Below are 16,111 nucleotides of genomic sequence, written 5' to 3'. Positions count from 1 at the left end.
AAGCAGGGATGATTCATCATGCATGAGCCCATATTCTCGCTGGAAGTGTTTCCTCCGAAGCGCGATGCGCCGGTGGGGACCATCTACGATACCTTGGATGGTCTTGAGGGGCTCATACCTGATTTCATATCCGTAACCTACGGCACGGGCAAGCAATCCGACCGTACAGCCACAGCAAGGATCGCCCGCACCATTCATACCGAGTACGGCATTCCCTCCGTGGCTCACCTTACGGCCCAGTACGCCGACAAGGAGATTGTTGACCAGGCCCTGGATATGTTCGACAGGGCCGGTGTGGCAGCGGTTCTTCCTCTGCGCGGGGACAGTGTGGAGGGGAGGACCCCTGCGGGGGTCTTCGATCATGCCAGCGACCTGGTGGCCTATATCCATGCCAAGCGCCCTGATATGACCATCTTCGGTGCCTGCTATCCGGAAACCCATCCAGAGGCGGCATCACCCCAGGCGGATTTGGACAATCTGAAGATCAAGGTCGATGCGGGTGCCTCCCATTTGATATCGCAGCTCTTCTACGACAACGATTACTTCACCGACTTCCTGGGCAGGGCCAGGGGAACGGGGATCGACGTGCCCATCGAGGCAGGCATCATGCCCATCACCAATGCCGGTCAGGTTCGCCATATGAGCGAGGTCTGTGCAGCGAGCATCCCTCCGGCGGTAAATACCATCCTGGACAGATGGGGCGATGACCGGACGAGTCTGCGGGAGGCGGGAATCATCTATGCCTCTCAACAGATTGCCGACCTGGTCTCTCAAGGGGTGGACGGCATCCACCTGTATTCCATGAACCAGGCCGGTGTCACTCGTCGCATCTGGCACAATGTCCGTCACCTGTTCAAGGTCCGCCAGGCATCGTCATCGATGCTGAGCCTCTGACGGTGGCGAAGGACCTTATCGCCGGGTTGAACGATGATGCCCTCCCATGTCGGGACGGTGCTCAGTTTTTCTTTTTTGATTTCCCGGCAGGGGAGGACTTGCCTCCGGTTTGCTTCCCATGGGATTGCTTCTTGCCGTCTGCCGCCCGGTCGGATTCCACCTCAGGTTGCAACCAGGCGAACCTGGTCTGCATAACCGTCTTGACTGGTGGAACGATGCCAATGATGATTCCGGCTATCATGGCTGCGATGGCCGCCCAGGAGGCAGTATCCTGCCCGATGAGGATGAGCACCACTACCAGGCCGATGCCAATCAACGATGCCACCTGGGACCAGGTGCGCTGGCTGGGGGTCAAGCGTTCGCTGTTCATGGGCATAAGACCGAGGAAAAATCCATCCAGAAGAGCCAGGATTCCGGCCCCGATGATGATGGCATAGTCTGTTGACGGCAATTTTGCCCCCTTTCAGATCTGGTCCAGGCATATCGCCCGTGTACCCCTGAGGGCGTGGGCACGGGCCTGTGCGTCGGTCAAGGCATCGATTCTCTCGGTTTCATTCATGACGGTTTCCGGGTCGATGCCGGATATCAGTGCGACAACCGTCTCATATGACGTTTTTGCGGTTTCGAATACGCCGACGAGACGCCCCTGGCGCATGACGGCGATTCTGTCGGCCACGGCGAAGACATCTGGCAGGTCGTGGCAGACCATGACGATGCTCTGCCCCTCGGCCCTCATTCGTTTGATGTAGTTGAGGACCTCGGCGGTCTGCATGACCGAGAGCGCGGAGGTGGGCTCGTCAAGCAGTATCAACTGCGGGTTGTCCAGCAGGGTCCTGGCGATGGAAACGGTCTGCTTCTGCCCCATGGAAAGCGAAGCCATGGGCTGACCCACCCGAATGGCGGACGAGAGGGATTGGAGGACCTGGCGCGTCCTCTCCTGCATGGTCTCGTCGTCCCTGCGAAGGTGATTGTCGCGCAGCTCCTTGCCCAGGAAGAGATTGGCTGACACATCAAGGTTGTCGCAGAAACTCTGTCCCTGGAAGACCGCAGCCACGCCCAGCTGTGCGGCCGCCCGGATGGAGGGCAAGGTAACCGCTTCGCCCTGCCATTTCATGGTGCCTGAATCTGGGTGGAGCAATCCCGACATGATCTTGATCAGGGTCGACTTGCCTGCACCATTATCGCCTACGACGGCCAGCACCTCGCGATGCCGCACACTGAGACTCACCTGTTTAAGAGCATGAACGAATCCGAATTTGACTGAGATGTCACTCATCTCCATCAATGGCGTGACGTCACTCAAATCGGTCACCTCCTCTATGACGTTTGACCTGCGGATTGCGAGGACACAGCGATGTGTTCGTTGACCTTATCGACTGCCATCATAGCCGCACCCAGCGCAGGGCCGGTAATCGGGTATCGGGCAGGCAGGACTTCCATAGGCACCATGGCATCAGGGAAGAGCATGCGTTGCAAGGTCTCCTGCAGTGGGTCCAGGAAGACCGAGCCGGTGGTTCCGAGTATGCCGCCAAGCACGACAACTTGGGGATCCACTGCGTTGCACAGGTCGGCGACCACGTTGCCTATGCGGATGGCGGCATCGGCAACGATACGCCGACAGCCCGGGTCTCCCTGGTTGACGCTGGACACCAGGTCTTCCAGGGTCATGGTGCCGTGGGTCACGCTCAGGAGGGAAACCAACCTGCTCTCGTCAACCACAGTGTTCAGGCATCCCCTGTTGCCGCAGATGCAGATGTCGCCGAGCGGATCGACCTGAACATGGCCGATTTCACCAGCCAGCCCCGTGGTGCCGCGCCAAGGTTCACCGTTGATGATGATTCCTGCACCGACTCCATCATTGGCGTGGACATAGACGAAATGGCGTTTTCCCGCTGCAATTCCCATTCGTAGTTCTGCCAAGGCCGCGTAGTTGGCATCGTTGTCAACGCTGACGGGCACTTTTAACGCCTCACGGAAGGTGCCTATGAGATCCTGGTTGTCCCATCCCTTGAGGATGCCCGGAATGGCAAGCTGATGTGTGCGGCAGTCCACTGGTGCTCCCAAGGCTATATCCAGCCCCACCAGCTCATCCATGCCGGCACCGATGGAAGTCAGCGTTTCCTTGATCAGGATCATGGCCCGCTCCAGCGTCGTGTCGGGCTTGTGATTGTGGGGAAGGGCGAGATTGTGCTCGGCCAGGATGGTGTGCGACGCATCGACCAGTTCCAGGCGCATCTCGTGACGCCCGATATAGAGCCCGGCACCGAGTCCCTTCTGCCGCGCCAGCATGACCAGGGTTGCCCTACGGCCGTTTCGGGTCGTTGAAGAGGTCTCTAGAAGGTGCTGCTCACCCATTTGCCGAACCAGGTTCGAAATGGTGGCCGTCGAGAGTCCTGTGTTCTCGGCGAGTTCAATCTGGGTCATGGCACCGAATCTCCGAATGGTGTCCAGAAGCAGGGCGCGATTGGCCTCACGCAAGGAGGTCTGGGAGCCGAACAATCGATGTGCCATAAAGCTCAAGTGTAGCCAAGACCCCCAGTCCTCGGCACATGCTTGGCAATCCACACCGTCCGGCGCAAACGGAGCACTCCTATGAGCGATGTAAGAGCCGAGACGATACTTTAAGTTCATATAGATAATGCAAAACAGATTTATAGCAATTCTTGAATTGATGTTTTGAACACAAGGATGTATGCTGACTCCTGAACCTCATCATCGAGGCTGGTGGGCACAGCGGCCCACAGCGCATTCAAAGAAGAAGGAGTCTCCATGAAAATGATGAAACGTACTCTGGCGGCAGCGGTCGGTCTGGCCATGCTGGCTGGCCTGGGTGCCTGTGGCGGTTCCCGCTCGGGGGATAATGGCAGCGGTTCCGAAGCCGTGGGGAAGGGAGCGACGATCGGCGTTTCGATGCCCACCAAGTCCGAGGAGCGATGGAACAAGGATGGCAACAACCTGAAATCAAAGCTGGAGAAGGCCGGGTACAAGGTCGTGCTCTCCTTTGCGGACGACAAGCCGGCCCAGCAGAATGCCGATATCGAGAACATGGTCAACAAGGGTGCCAAGATAGTGGTGGTGGCCTCAAAGGACGGAACCGCAGTGGGGCCGGCTGTCGAGAAGGCCAAGGATTCGGGTGCCAAGGTCATCGCCTATGACCGGCTGATCATGAACACCAAGGCGGTGGACTACTATGCCACCTTCCAGCTGGAGCGCACAGGCGTACTGGAAGCGCAATGGCTGATCGACCAACTGGGTCTGGAGTCCGGAGCCAAGGGTCCCTTCAACGTTGAGCTCTTTACCGGATCGCCTGATGACAACAATGCCAAGTACTTCTTCAAGGGTGCCTGGGATCTCCTCCAGCCTTACTTCAAGTCGGGCGTTCTGGTCAGTCCCTCCCAGCATGGTGGCGGCGTGAACAAGGACTTCAAGCTGTCCGATTGGCAGAAGATCTCGGTCCAGTCCTGGAAGACGGAACAGGCGCAGAAGGATATGGAATCCATCCTGGACTCCACATATGCCCATGGCGAGAAGCTGGATGCGGTGCTCAGCCCCTACGACGGCATCAGCCAGGGCGTAATCAACGCCATCCAGTCCAAGCGTCCAGACATGCAGCCCAATTCTCCGAACTGGCCCAAGATCACCGGACAGGATGCGATGGAGATTTCGGTCGCGAACATCTCCAAGGGTCTCCAGGGTCAGACGGTCTTCAAGGACGTCAACAAACTGGCCGATGCCGTGTACGACATGATCATCGAGCTTGCCGAGGGCAAGAAGGTCTCGGGGCTGAACGGCAAGTTCAACAACAACACCATCGAGGTGCCTTCCAAGCTGCTTGATCCCAAGGGAATCACCAAGGAGAACCTGATGGATCTGGTCAAGGCCAATTACCTGACCCAGGACAGATTCGATCAGCTGACCAAGTAGTTTCACCGGTAGGTCCGTCATCGTGGGTCCTTCCCTGCTGGGAAGGACCCCGGTACGGACAGGAGGTAGCAGTCATGTCCCAACAGGACATCATCTTACGAATGAAGAACATCACCAAGACGTTCGGTCCGGTCACGGCCTTGTCGGATGTCACCATGGAGGTGCGCAAGGGCGAGATTCATGCCATATGTGGTGAAAACGGAGCCGGCAAGTCCACACTGATGAATGTGCTTTCGGGTGTGTATCCCTATGGAAGCTACAAGGGGGAGATCGAGTTCGACGGAAAGGGGTGCAGGTACCGCACCATCAATGACTCCGAGGCCGACGGTATCGTCATCATCCACCAGGAGTTGGCACTGAGTCCCTTCCTTTCGATTGCCGAGAACATCTTCATGGGCAACGAGCAGGCGAAAAGCGGAGTGATGGACTGGAACCAGACCCGGGCCAAGGCGGCCAGGCTCCTTGCCAAGGTGGGGCTGGACGAGAATCCTGACACCAGAATCATGGATCTTGGTGTCGGCAAGCAGCAGCTGGTCGAGATAGCCAAGGCCCTGTCGAAGAACGTCCGGCTGTTGATTCTGGACGAGCCAACAGCCGCGCTCAACGACGAGGATTCGGACCACCTGCTCAACCTGGTCAGGCAACTGAGGGATGACCAGGGGGTCACCAGCATCCTCATAACCCACAAACTGGGGGAGGTTGCGCAGATAGCTGACGGGGTCACCATCATCCGCGACGGGTCAACAGTCGGTTCCATGGAGATTACTCCTGAGAACCCGTTGGATCAGGACCTGCTGATTCAGAAGATGGTGGGAAGGGAACTGACCAATCTGTATCCGGACCATGAGCCCAGGATCGGGGATGAGGTCTTCAGAATCAAGGATTGGACAGTCCACCACCCCTTGGATCCCTCCAGGGTCATCGTGGACCACGCCAATCTGGTGGTCCATAAGGGCGAGATCGTCGGCTTGGCCGGACTCATGGGAGCCGGCAGGACAGAGATGGCGCGAAGCATCTTCGGTCGCTCCTACGGCAGTCACATCAGCGGAACCATCGAAATGCACGGTCAGGAGGTCCAGCTGCACAGCGTCCAGGCCGCCATCGATTCAGGCCTGGCCTATGCCACCGAAGACCGGAAGGTCTACGGACTCAACCTTCTGCAGAACATCAGGGAGAACGCCTCCATGGCATCCCTGAAGAAGCTGAGCCGGTACGGCGTTATGAACGAGAACGTCGAACGCGGCGAGGTGGAGGAGTACCGCAGGGACTTCAACATCAAATGCAGCAACATCGATGTTCCGGTATCAACCCTGTCCGGCGGCAATCAGCAGAAGGTCATGCTGGCCAAGTGGGTCATATCCGACCCCGATGTGCTCATCCTGGACGAACCCACACGAGGCATCGATGTCGGTGCCAAGTACGAAATCTACGAAATCATCGACAAGCTGGTCGACCAGGGAAAGGCCGTCATCGTCATCTCCTCCGAGCTCCCCGAGCTCATCGGCATCTGCGACCGGATATACACGGTCAGCCAGGGAGTGATAACCGACAACGTAGACCGTTGTGACTTCTCTCAGGAGTATCTGATGAAGGGCATGACACAGGATAAGAAGGGAGCAGTGACGCGATGAGCTCGCCAACCACTCAGAACAGGACCTCAAACCAGATCGAAGAGAATGCACCGGGCGAGGGGATGCTGGCCTCCCTGGCCAGCAACGCCCGCCAGTATGGAATAGTCGGCGCCCTTGTCGTCATCGTGGTCGTATTCGAAATCCTGACCAAGGGGGTCCTTCTCAAACCCAACAGCTTCGTTTCGCTGATTCAGCAGAACGCCTATGTGATCATCCTGGCCATCGGCATGGTGATGGTCATCATCGCCACCCACATCGACCTCTCTGTGGGTTCATTGGTGGCCTTCATAGGCGGTGTATGCGCCATTCTCATGGAGCACATGGGAGTCAACTGGATGCTGGCCATCCTCCTCTCCCTGGTGGTCGGTCTGCTTATCGGGGTTTGGCAGGGCTTCTGGGTTGCCGTGGTCGGCATCCCCGGATTCATCACCACCCTGGCCGGCATGTTGATCTTCCGCGGTCTGGCCACGGTCATCGTCGGTGAGTCCGTTCCCATCACCTCCCTAGAGTTCAGGGGAATCGCCCGCGACTACCTCCCCAATATCCTGGGATGGTGGGGGCCTTTCGACGGTCTTACCATCGTTCTCGGTCTGCTCTGCATCCTCGCCTATTCCTGGTCGCAGATATCCAAGCGCCGCAAGACCCTGGCTGTGGGCCTGGTTCCCGAGCCGAAGGGGCTGATGATCGGCAAGATCCTGGTTGCCTCCGTCGTCATCGTTTTCGTGACCTACCTCCTGGCCTCTTCCGGAAACGAGACCCAGGGAGGGACACCCATCATGCTGGTCATCGTTGCTGTCCTGGTCCTGATCTACAACTTCATCCTGACCAGGACGGTCTTCGGTCGTCATGTCTATGCAGTGGGTGGCAACCGAAAGGCCGCTGTGCTTTCGGGCATCAACGCCAAGCGGGTTGACTTCACCCTCTTTGTCCACATGGGCTTCCTGTCTGCTGTAGCCGCTATCTGCATGCTCTCCCGTCTGGCATCTGCAACTGCCCAGGCAGGTATGGAGTTCGAGATGGACGCCATTGCCTCCTGCTTCATCGGTGGAACGGCCGTTACCGGTGGTATCGGCACCATCCCCGGCGCCGTGGTGGGTGCTTTCGTGATGGGTGTCATCAACCAGGGCCTGTCGATCATGGGTGTTGATACGGCAATCGTCAAGACCATCAAGGGTCTGGTGCTGCTTCTGGCCGTCGCCATCGACGTCATGTCCAAGCGTCGCAAGAGCTGACCAGCGCCAAGGGCCTCCATGTACTGGCCCCGGGTCCGTTTGCAAAGACGGGTGCCCGGGGCCGGCCCATAGGTTCCCATCTTGGTATCCACAGAGGAGTTTCATATGAAGATCAATGACAAGGCCCGCTCAAGGATGTACGGGCTTACCGCCGTGGCCTGTGCCCTTTGGCTGATCCAGTCGCTGGCGGAGGCATCGCGGGACGGAAGTCTGCTGAGCTGGTCCACCATCGTGTTCTCGCTCTGCCTGACGGTGGTGACGACATACTGTGGAACCTGTGCCTGGAAGGAGGGCCGGAAGGCGGCCAGCGGGACCGTCGATGAGAACGGGCAGGACCAAGCAAACCCGGAGGAATGAGTACCCTGCTTCAACCTATGTCCGGGCACGCTCCATCTATATAATGCCGATAGGATACGGGTACGGATGAAGGACGGGGGTGGCGGTATGGCGGACGGAGGAGCAACACAGTTCAAGGCCTCGGATCTGATACGGCTTGGATTGCAGGACCTGGACCGCGCCAGGACGGATTTGGACCGCCTGGACCGGATTGGTCTTGACCCACACATCAAGCAAACCGCAATTGGTTCACTGGAGTCGGCCTGCGATCCGGATGCCGCCCTCTCCTCCCTGGTCATGGTCCTCGACCAGTACACCTCCTACGGTCTGCCCGACTTCCTCCAGGAAGGGAACGATCGGGACGGCTCGGCAATCAAGTCACTTATCCGGGTTCTCGGAGCCTCCGAGGCCATGGGAAGACTGATGCGCTCCCGTCCATCCCTGGTTGAAGCCGTGGCCTGTGACCCCTGTCGGTCAGGTGATTGTCCCCTCCAGACGAGGAAGGCCCTCATTTCCGATGCCCTTAGTCAGGCAAGCATGGGATTGCCGGGTCAGGAAGTCCTGGCTCGCCAGGTCGACACCCTTCGCGCGCAATACCGGTTGCAGCTTGCTGCGATTATGGCAAGAGACCTGGCTGCAGAGGAGCCCGAGAAGGTGCAGCCGGATATCAGCCAGGCCCTGTCCGATCTGGCCGAGGCGACTCTGGAGGGGGCCCTGGCCATTGCCGAAGGTCAGGTACCATCCTCCGACAAGTGCCGCTTCACTGTCATCGGCATGGGCAAGCTGGGCGCCAGGGAACTGAACTATGTTTCCGACGTCGACCTTATTTATGTGGTGGAACCCGCGGGAGAGGTATCCGACCATGACCTGACCTCCATAGGTACCAAAGTCGCCATACTTCTCCAGAAGATATGCCAGTCCATCATCCCGGGCACCCTGGAGCCTCCGCTTTGGAAGGTCGACACCGCCTTGAGACCCGAGGGGAAGGACGGCCCTCTCGTCCGCCGGCTGGAGGCCCATGCCGATTACTACCGATCCTGGGCCGAGAGCTGGGAGTTCCAAGCACTGCTCAAGGCCCGCCCCGTGGCAGGGGATGTCGAGTTGGGGTCGGCCTACGCCGAGATGGCCCGGGAATTCGTCTGGAAGGCCTCGCAGCGCAGGAACTTCGTCTATGACTGTCAGGCCATGAGAGCGAGGGTTGAGCAGAACATACCCGAAAAGCTCAGGGAGAGGGAGATCAAACTCGGTCAGGGTGGCCTGCGGGATGTCGAATTCACCGTCCAGATGCTCCAATTGGTCCACGGGCCCAGTGATGAGACCCTGCGCGTCCCCTCAACCATCCAAGCCTTGTCCGCCTTGTCCAAAGGAGGGTACATCTCCCAAAAACACGGGGAGGCCCTGGATGGGGATTACCGGTTCGAACGCGTCATGGAGCATCGCCTGCAGATGTGGCAACTCCGTCGAACGCACCTCTTCCCCGACATTCACCAGGGATCATCCAAGCACCGTCAGCGCCCCAGTCTCAGCGACCTTGAGGGGAACCCGGATTTGCGGCGACTTGCCAGGGCCTTCGGCCTCCATGCCGACCAGATGCTCGACAGGTACGAGGCCACCAGAATCCAGGTCCGCCAGCTCCACCAGGCCATCTACTTCCGTCCAATGCTCCCCATCAACGCCCAGGTGGATGAGGATGAGGTCAGTCTGCGACCGGATGCCGCCAGGGAGAGGTTTGCATCCATAGGGTTCACCGATCCAGACGCGGCCATTCGTCACATCGAGGCTTTGACCAGTGGTGTATCCCGGTCGGCCCGGATCAACCGGATTCTCATGCCCGCCGTCCTGAACTGGCTGGGGGAGGGGCAGGATCCCGATATGGGACTACTGGGATGGAGAACCTTGGAGGAGCACTTCGGCGGTAAGAGCACCTATCTGGGTTTTCTCAGGGACTCGACCTCGGCGGCCCGCAGGCTTTGCCATGTCCTCTCGAATTCAAGGTACCTCTCCGGCGCCCTGTCCAAGTCGGTCCAGTCCGTCACCTGGCTGGGCAGGGATGAAGACCTGCAGCCCAGAAGCCGGGAGAATCTTGACGACCGGGGTCATTCCTACCGGGTCCGTCACGCAGATCAGGCAGGGGCCTTCGCTTCGGCGATTCGAGCCATGCGTCGTCACGAAATCGAACGTATCGGCCTGGGGTGGATGAGCGGGGTCAACGATCAGGGGAGATGCCTGACAGGTATGGCGGACGTTTACGATGCCGCCATCGGAGCAGCTCTGGATTGGTCGGTGGACAATCGTCTCCATGAGGCCGGGCTGGATTCTGCACCCGCCGTCCTGTCCGTAATCGCCATGGGACGATACGGCGGCCGTGATGTGAACTTCAACTCGGATGCCGATGCCATGCTGATCTACCGTCCGGTACAGGGTGCCGACGACCAGAAGGCCGGCAACTTTGCGCGGGATGTGGTGACCGACCTCCGTTCGGTCCTGGGCGGATCCCTCACCCTGGAGCCGAAGATTGACCTGGATCTGGATCTACGGCCTGAGGGGCGAAACGGCCCTCTGGTCAGATCGTTGGACTCCTACCGCGAGTATTACCGGTCCTGGTCATCGACCTGGGAGCATCAGGCCCTGATCAGAGCCAGGTTCGCCGCCGGAGACCAGGACCTCGCGCGGGAATTCCTGGACACGGTTGCAGACCCCCTACGGTATCCGAATCAACCTCTGAGCGAGGAACAGGTGGGGGAGATACGCAGGCTCAAGGCGCGGATGGAGGCCGAGAGACTGCCGAGGGGGGTAAGGCGCGACCGGCACCTGAAACTCGGCAGGGGAGGACTCTCCGATGTCGAGTGGACGGTCCAGCTCCTCCAGCTCCGTCACGCCCACGACTGTCCTGAGCTCAGGGTCACAGCCACCATGCCCGCCCTGGATTGTCTGGAGGCTCAGAGTCTGATCGACCACGATGATGCCGAGGTTCTGAGAACCAGCTGGAACTTGTGCACAGCTGCCAGGAACGGGAACTTCCTATGGACGGGACGGGTCAACCAGGCCGACATTCTTCCGGATGACGGATTCATACTTGGCGGTATCGCCGTGTACCTGGGCTATCCGGCCCACCGGGGACAGCAGTTCGCCAACGAACTCCTGGCCGCCATGCGCCGTTGCCGGGAGGTCATGGAACGACTCTTTTACGGAAACTGACGTCGCGGAGGTCCCCGGGGCGGATTATGATTGTTCAGGTCACGCAAGGTGGCCACCTGAGAAAGGTGAGCCTTTGTCTGAACAGTTTGATGATCATTCGGGGGAACCCCCCTTCACAGATTCCGTTTTTCCCGATTCAGGTTCGGCTCCGACCCTGAAAGGTCGCAGCGTCGTCACCCTTGATGACATCCCCCTGCCTCGAATCGAGGATCTTCTGGATCGGGCTGCGTATATCGACTCACACCGGCGCGAGGTGGCCCATACCTGCGACGGACGGGTCTTGGCCACCCTGTTCTACGAACCCAGCACCAGAACGCGGTTGAGTTTCGAGACCGCCATGCTTCGCCTGGGCGGGCAAGTCATCGGGTTCGCCGGAGCTCAGCTGGCGAGTGTATCCAAGGGCGAATCCATCAGCGATACCCTGAAAACAGTCTCCAACTACGCCGATATCGTGGCCATGAGGCACCCCAAGGAGGGTGCGGCCCTGGTGGCTTCCCGCGCGGCTTCCGTCCCGGTCATCAATGCCGGTGATGGAGGGCACATGCACCCCACCCAGACCCTGACCGACCTGGCGACCATTCGTGCCCGAAAGGGGCGGCTGACCCATCTGACCATCGGCATGTGCGGTGATCTCACCTTCGGCCGCACCGTCCATTCCCTGATATCCACCCTCTGCAGGTGGGGCCACGTGGACTTCGTTCTGATCAGCCCAGATGAGCTCAGAACCCCGGAATACGTCCTGGAACGCATAGACGCCTCCCCGACCTGTACGTATCGTGAAACCAGTGATTTGGGTGGGGCCATCGGCGACCTGGATATTCTGTACATGACCAGGGTCCAGAAGGAGCGCTTCTTCAATGAGGACGACTACCTGCGTCTGCGCGACACCTACATCCTCGACGAGGCGAAGCTGAAGTCCGCCAAGTCGGACATGGCCATCCTCCACCCTCTGCCCAGGGTCAACGAGATCACCACCGACGTGGATAAAGACCCACGCGCGGCCTACTTTGAACAGGTGCGCAACGGGATGCTGGTCAGAATGGCCTTGGAAAGCGCCCTTCTGGGCGATGAACTACCCGGTTACGAAACGAAGATGGAGGTGGAGGCATGAAGGTCACCAGCATCGTTGACGGAGCCATCATCGATCATGTACAGGCTGGCACGGCCCTGAAGGTCCTGCACTATCTGCACGTGGACCCCGCCAGTACGCGGCTTGCCCTGATCATGAACACGGACAGCCGCAAGTATGGGCGCAAGGACATCATCAAGATCGAGCAGACCGACGACCTGGATCTGACGGCCTTGGGCTTCATAGCCCCGCAGGCCACGGTCGATCTGGTTCGTGAGGGGCGCATAGTCAGCAAGCACAAGCCGGATAGACCCAAGCATCTGGTCAATGTCATCACCTGTGTCAATCCACGATGCGTCACATCCGTGGAGCGCGGGGTTGATCAGCGTTTCCACCTGGATGATTCAGGGATCTACCGCTGCGACTACTGCGACGAGAAGGCAGAACTCTGAAGACCGAAGGAGTCAGGGCATGAGGATACGTTTCCAGGGGCTTCGATTATGGCGGACAGGTCGCCGCGTCGACCTGGTTGTCGACACGGCCGCCGCCACGGAGCTGATCGACGAGACCGGAGCCCTGGCCGGGTCGGAGTCTGCAGCAACCAGCACTGTCGACATGTCGGGTATGGTGCTGGCTCCCGCCTTCCAGGATCCCCACGTGCACTTCCGCGATCCCGGGCAGGTCGATAAGGAGGACATGGTCACCGGTTGTACGGCGGCGGCTGCGGGAGGGTATGGCCAGGTTCTGATCCTGCCGAACACGGAACCCGCCATGGACGGCCAGGCCCGGATGGATGACGGGCGTACGGTCATCGAGTACCTCCAGGACTACGAAGAGAAGCTTGGTAGGTCCCTGCCGGTCCATTATGCGCTCTGCGTGGCAGCCTCCAAGGACCGGGCCGGGCAAGAACCGTCCAATCCTGATGACTGGCGGGTTCACCTGTCGTCAAGGGAGCCTCATGGGAGCCATCCGGGAGCTGTTGCCCACCCTGTGCTGGCCATCAGTGACGACGGCTCGGCAGTGACCGACCGGACCCTGGACGATGTGGCCAGAATTGCGCGCGATACCGGTCTGCCCATCCTGGACCACTGCGAGCACCACGAATCGGGTTTCATCAATGAAGGCGAAGTCAGCCGCCGTCTCGGCGTCGCTGGCGTACCTGCCTCGACCGAGTTGGATATAGTCCAACGAGACATCGACCTTGCCCGAAGGACAGGCACCAGGGTCCACCTCCAGCATGTCAGTACAGCCGCGGCTTTCCAGGCCATTCGCCGCGCCAAGGAGGAGGGGTTGCCGGTCACCTGCGAAACGGCCCCCCATTACCTGGCCCTCTGCGACGAGGACGTGCTGGAGCTTGGCGCCATGGCCAAGATGAACCCTCCGCTCAGATCCCGGAGCGACAGGGAATCCACACTTGAAGCCGTTGCCGACGGTACCGTCGACATGATTGCCACCGACCACGCCCCCCATACCGTCAGTGAAAAGGCAGGCGGGCTGGTCAAGGCACCAAACGGAATCATAGGCCTGGAAACGGCCTATGCCATCTGCAACCAGGCACTGGTCGAATCGGGTGTCATCTCCCACCAGCGATTGGTTGAACTGATGAGTCTGGCTCCGGCCGAGCTGCTTGGTACCGCGATTACCGATATTGTGGATATGACCCAGGACAGGAACCTTCTGGACCTGACCAAATCCGAGGGTGCGGGATTGGTCGTTCTGGATCCGGCCGGGGAGTGGACCGTGGATGCGGGCGACTTCCATTCCAAGGCGAGAAACACCCCCTTCCAGGGCTGGGAGGTCAGGGGAAGGGTTCTTGCCACCATAAAGGACTCCCACCTGGTCTTCTCCCGCCTTACATCCGGGCAGGTCAAGGGGTCCAGGGAAGGGAGACAAGCATGGATAGGCTGATAGGACTCATCCAGGAGAAGGGGAATCCGACCGTGGTGGGTCTGGATCCCCGCCCGGAGCTTCTGCCCCCGCAACTCATAGACCAGGCCCGAAAGGAAACCAGGGAAAGCCTGACTTCAGCCGGCTTCCTTGATGACACCTGGTCGAATGACCAGGTCCAGGCGATCTGGGCCCATCATCTGGCCCAGGCCTATCTGAAGTTCAACCTGGCCATCCTCGACGGAGTAGCCGACCTGGTCCCTGCCGTCAAACCCCAGATCGCCATGTATGAGGCCCTTGGTCCATCCGGCATCAAGGCCTACACCAGCACCTGCAAGGCTGCCGCCGACCGGGGGCTGTACGTTATCGGCGACGTCAAGCGAGGCGATATCGGTTCCACTGCCTCGGCCTACGCCGCCCACCTTTCGGGAATGCCCCTGGCCTTGCGGGAAACCGAACAAGGGGGCGAAACCAAGCCTGGCTATGGAACCGGCACCACCCAAGGCCTTGGCTTCCCCTGGTACGAGGACGCCATCACGATCAATCCATACCTGGGCAACGACGGGGTGGACCCCTTCAGTGAAGCGGCAGACGAGACCGATGGCGACATCTTTGTCCTCGTACGGACCTCAAATCCCTCGTCCAGCCAGATACAGGAGCTTCGGGTCAGACACGACCGAGGTGAGGACAGGATGCTCTTCGAGCAGGTGGGGGACCTGGTTGAGGAGTGGGGGGCATCACTGCGAGGTGACCACGGATACTCCCGACTGGGGGCAGTGGTCGGGGCGACCCATCCCGAGGCAGGGGCCACCCTACGCAAGGCCATGCCGCACACCTTCTTCCTGGTCCCCGGGTACGGCGCCCAGGGAGGTGCGGCGGACGACGTGGTGCCCATGTTTGATGCTCGCGGGAGTGGTGCCATCGTCAACTCATCACGGGGCATCATCGCCGCCTGGAAGAAAGACCCGTCCTTCACGCCGGCCATGAGTCTTCCGGCCGCCCTGCACCTGGTGAGCCGGGCAGCAAAGACCGCGGCACAGACCATGAGGGACGACCTGAATCGAGCACTGAAGGAGAGTAGATGAGCCAGCCTGTCTTTACGACCACAGAACCGGTCATCGACCGTGCACGCCGGGCCGGACGCCGGCCTGGACGACGCACCGACGTAATCACCGGGATGGAGGCTCTGGACCAGGATGTCTGGAGGATGACCATCGAGGATCCCTTCGCTGCCCAGGAAGCCCTTCCGGGTTCCTTCGTCAATCTCTACCCGACCGACTCGATGACCCTCCTTCCCCGTCCGTTGGGAATCAGCAGGGTCCTGGGCGGCAACCAGATTGAGGTCATCTTTGGTGTGGTCGGCAGGGGAACACACGAGTTCTCAGAGCTCCGACCCGGCGATTGCATCGACCTGCTCGGTCCTCTCGGCAAAGGGTTTGACCTTTCCGGAAGCGCCCATTACATCCTCGTGGGCGGAGGGCTGGGGGTTCCTCCGCTGATACGGGCCGCCCAGGTCCTCCGGGAGCAGGGTGGTGCACGATCAACCGCCCTGCTCGGGTACCGGTCCGTACACTTCGCCGACAGGTTCATGAATCCCCTGGTGGACGATCTGCGTTCCATCGACAACGGGCGGGGCGATGTCATCACCCTGCTTGATGGTCTTGAACCGACCCTGGACCCTGAAGACACGATCATTCTGACCTGTGGCCCGACCCCGATGATGGGGGCTGTGGCCGCCTGGGCCGGTAAGAGGTCCATCCCCACCCAGTGCTGCATGGAAGCCAGGATGGGATGCGGGTACGGCACCTGTGTGGCCTGTGTCGTGGACACCGTAAATGGACGTCTCAAGGTCTGCAAGGATGGGCCGGTCTTCAAGGCGGATGACCTGCTCTGGAAAGGCGGCAAGCACTGATGGGCGAAATTGCAGTGAATGACGGAAG

General features: G+C 59.9%; 14 protein-coding genes. 11 read left to right on the top strand and 3 right to left on the bottom strand.

The features are described from left to right. The first annotated feature begins 18 nt into the window (after positions 1–18). Positions 19–894, top strand: coding sequence for a methylenetetrahydrofolate reductase (locus tag bcor_RS03555; RefSeq protein ID WP_033496982.1), 876 nt, complete (start codon positions 19–21; stop codon positions 892–894). Positions 895–955: 61 nt separating this feature from the next. On the opposite strand, the gene bcor_RS03550 is transcribed toward bcor_RS03555, so the two are convergent. Genes bcor_RS03550 through bcor_RS03540 form a run of 3 tightly spaced genes read right to left on the bottom strand, consistent with a single transcriptional unit; the run spans position 956 to position 3,405 of the window. Continuing rightward, positions 956–1,345, bottom strand: a complete 390-nt coding sequence (locus bcor_RS03550; protein WP_033496984.1) for a hypothetical protein — start codon at positions 1,343–1,345, stop codon at positions 956–958. 12 nt (positions 1,346–1,357) lie between these two features. Further along, a complete protein-coding gene (locus tag bcor_RS03545) occupies positions 1,358–2,176 on the bottom strand; it encodes an ATP-binding cassette domain-containing protein (protein WP_033496986.1) in 819 nt (272 codons plus the stop codon). A 35-nt stretch (positions 2,177–2,211) separates the two neighbouring features. Then, positions 2,212–3,405 (bottom strand): ROK family transcriptional regulator, encoded by a 1,194-nt coding sequence (locus bcor_RS03540; RefSeq protein ID WP_051875649.1) that lies wholly within the window; start codon positions 3,403–3,405, stop codon positions 2,212–2,214. 258 nt (positions 3,406–3,663) lie between these two features. On the opposite strand from bcor_RS03540, the gene bcor_RS03535 reads away from it, so the two are divergent. The 10 genes from bcor_RS03535 (at position 3,664) to bcor_RS03490 (ending at position 16,083) form a co-directional block, all read left to right on the top strand. After that, positions 3,664–4,818 carry a substrate-binding domain-containing protein gene (locus bcor_RS03535; RefSeq protein ID WP_033496988.1) on the top strand — a complete coding sequence of 385 codons (1,155 nt, stop codon included), beginning with the start codon at positions 3,664–3,666 and terminating at the stop codon, positions 4,816–4,818. Positions 4,819–4,892: 74 nt separating this feature from the next. Further along, positions 4,893–6,449: a sugar ABC transporter ATP-binding protein gene (locus bcor_RS03530; protein WP_033496990.1), complete on the top strand. Its 1,557-nt coding sequence runs from the start codon at positions 4,893–4,895 to the stop codon at positions 6,447–6,449. A gap of 62 nt (positions 6,450–6,511) precedes the next feature. Then, the gene (gene mmsB / locus bcor_RS03525; protein WP_232340304.1) at positions 6,512–7,681 is read left to right on the top strand and encodes a multiple monosaccharide ABC transporter permease; all 1,170 of its coding nucleotides are present in this window, start codon (positions 6,512–6,514) and stop codon (positions 7,679–7,681) included. A 105-nt stretch (positions 7,682–7,786) separates the two neighbouring features. After that, positions 7,787–8,038 carry a hypothetical protein gene (locus tag bcor_RS03520; protein WP_051875648.1) on the top strand — a complete coding sequence of 84 codons (252 nt, stop codon included), beginning with the start codon at positions 7,787–7,789 and terminating at the stop codon, positions 8,036–8,038. 66 nt (positions 8,039–8,104) lie between these two features. Further along, positions 8,105–11,215 (top strand): bifunctional [glutamine synthetase] adenylyltransferase/[glutamine synthetase]-adenylyl-L-tyrosine phosphorylase, encoded by a 3,111-nt coding sequence (locus bcor_RS03515; protein WP_238548530.1) that lies wholly within the window; start codon positions 8,105–8,107, stop codon positions 11,213–11,215. A 154-nt stretch (positions 11,216–11,369) separates the two neighbouring features. Next, on the top strand, positions 11,370–12,326 hold the full coding sequence (gene pyrB / locus bcor_RS03510; RefSeq protein ID WP_033497329.1) for an aspartate carbamoyltransferase: 957 nt from the start codon (positions 11,370–11,372) through the stop codon (positions 12,324–12,326). Next, on the top strand, positions 12,323–12,736 hold the full coding sequence (locus bcor_RS03505) for an aspartate carbamoyltransferase regulatory subunit (RefSeq protein WP_033490111.1): 414 nt from the start codon (positions 12,323–12,325) through the stop codon (positions 12,734–12,736). Before pyrB ends, bcor_RS03505 begins: the two co-directional genes overlap by 4 nt. 19 nt (positions 12,737–12,755) lie before the next feature. Then, positions 12,756–14,192: a dihydroorotase gene (locus bcor_RS03500; RefSeq protein ID WP_033496994.1), complete on the top strand. Its 1,437-nt coding sequence runs from the start codon at positions 12,756–12,758 to the stop codon at positions 14,190–14,192. After that, positions 14,180–15,256, top strand: coding sequence for an orotidine-5'-phosphate decarboxylase (gene pyrF, locus bcor_RS03495; protein WP_033496996.1), 1,077 nt, complete (start codon positions 14,180–14,182; stop codon positions 15,254–15,256). The genes bcor_RS03500 and pyrF overlap by 13 nt, the downstream gene beginning before the upstream one ends. Beyond that, a complete protein-coding gene (locus bcor_RS03490; RefSeq protein WP_033496998.1) occupies positions 15,253–16,083 on the top strand; it encodes a dihydroorotate dehydrogenase electron transfer subunit in 831 nt (276 codons plus the stop codon). Before pyrF ends, bcor_RS03490 begins: the two co-directional genes overlap by 4 nt. Positions 16,084–16,111 lie beyond the last annotated feature (28 nt).

Source organism: Bifidobacterium coryneforme (genome assembly GCF_000737865.1).
GTDB lineage: Bacteria > Actinomycetota > Actinomycetes > Actinomycetales > Bifidobacteriaceae > Bombiscardovia > Bombiscardovia coryneformis.
The sequence above is the reverse complement of the archived record's forward strand: the minus strand, read 5'-3'. Positions and strand labels throughout refer to the sequence as shown.

What these genes read in the sequence shown, in the direction of transcription:
- bcor_RS03515 (WP_238548530.1), top strand. Translation starts at nt 8,105, where the DNA reads ATGAAGGACGGGGGTGGCGGTATGGCGGACGGAGGAGCAACACAGTTC.
- pyrF (WP_033496996.1), top strand. Translation starts at nt 14,180, where the DNA reads ATGGATAGGCTGATAGGACTCATCCAGGAGAAGGGGAATCCGACCGTG.
- bcor_RS03555 (WP_033496982.1), top strand. Translation starts at nt 19, where the DNA reads ATGCATGAGCCCATATTCTCGCTGGAAGTGTTTCCTCCGAAGCGCGAT.
- bcor_RS03545 (WP_033496986.1), bottom strand. Translation starts at nt 2,176, where the DNA reads ATGGAGATGAGTGACATCTCAGTCAAATTCGGATTCGTTCATGCTCTT.
- bcor_RS03520 (WP_051875648.1), top strand. Translation starts at nt 7,787, where the DNA reads ATGAAGATCAATGACAAGGCCCGCTCAAGGATGTACGGGCTTACCGCC.
- bcor_RS03500 (WP_033496994.1), top strand. Translation starts at nt 12,756, where the DNA reads ATGAGGATACGTTTCCAGGGGCTTCGATTATGGCGGACAGGTCGCCGC.
- bcor_RS03530 (WP_033496990.1), top strand. Translation starts at nt 4,893, where the DNA reads ATGTCCCAACAGGACATCATCTTACGAATGAAGAACATCACCAAGACG.
- bcor_RS03490 (WP_033496998.1), top strand. Translation starts at nt 15,253, where the DNA reads ATGAGCCAGCCTGTCTTTACGACCACAGAACCGGTCATCGACCGTGCA.
- mmsB (WP_232340304.1), top strand. Translation starts at nt 6,512, where the DNA reads ATGCTGGCCTCCCTGGCCAGCAACGCCCGCCAGTATGGAATAGTCGGC.
- bcor_RS03505 (WP_033490111.1), top strand. Translation starts at nt 12,323, where the DNA reads ATGAAGGTCACCAGCATCGTTGACGGAGCCATCATCGATCATGTACAG.
- bcor_RS03540 (WP_051875649.1), bottom strand. Translation starts at nt 3,405, where the DNA reads ATGGCACATCGATTGTTCGGCTCCCAGACCTCCTTGCGTGAGGCCAAT.
- bcor_RS03535 (WP_033496988.1), top strand. Translation starts at nt 3,664, where the DNA reads ATGAAAATGATGAAACGTACTCTGGCGGCAGCGGTCGGTCTGGCCATG.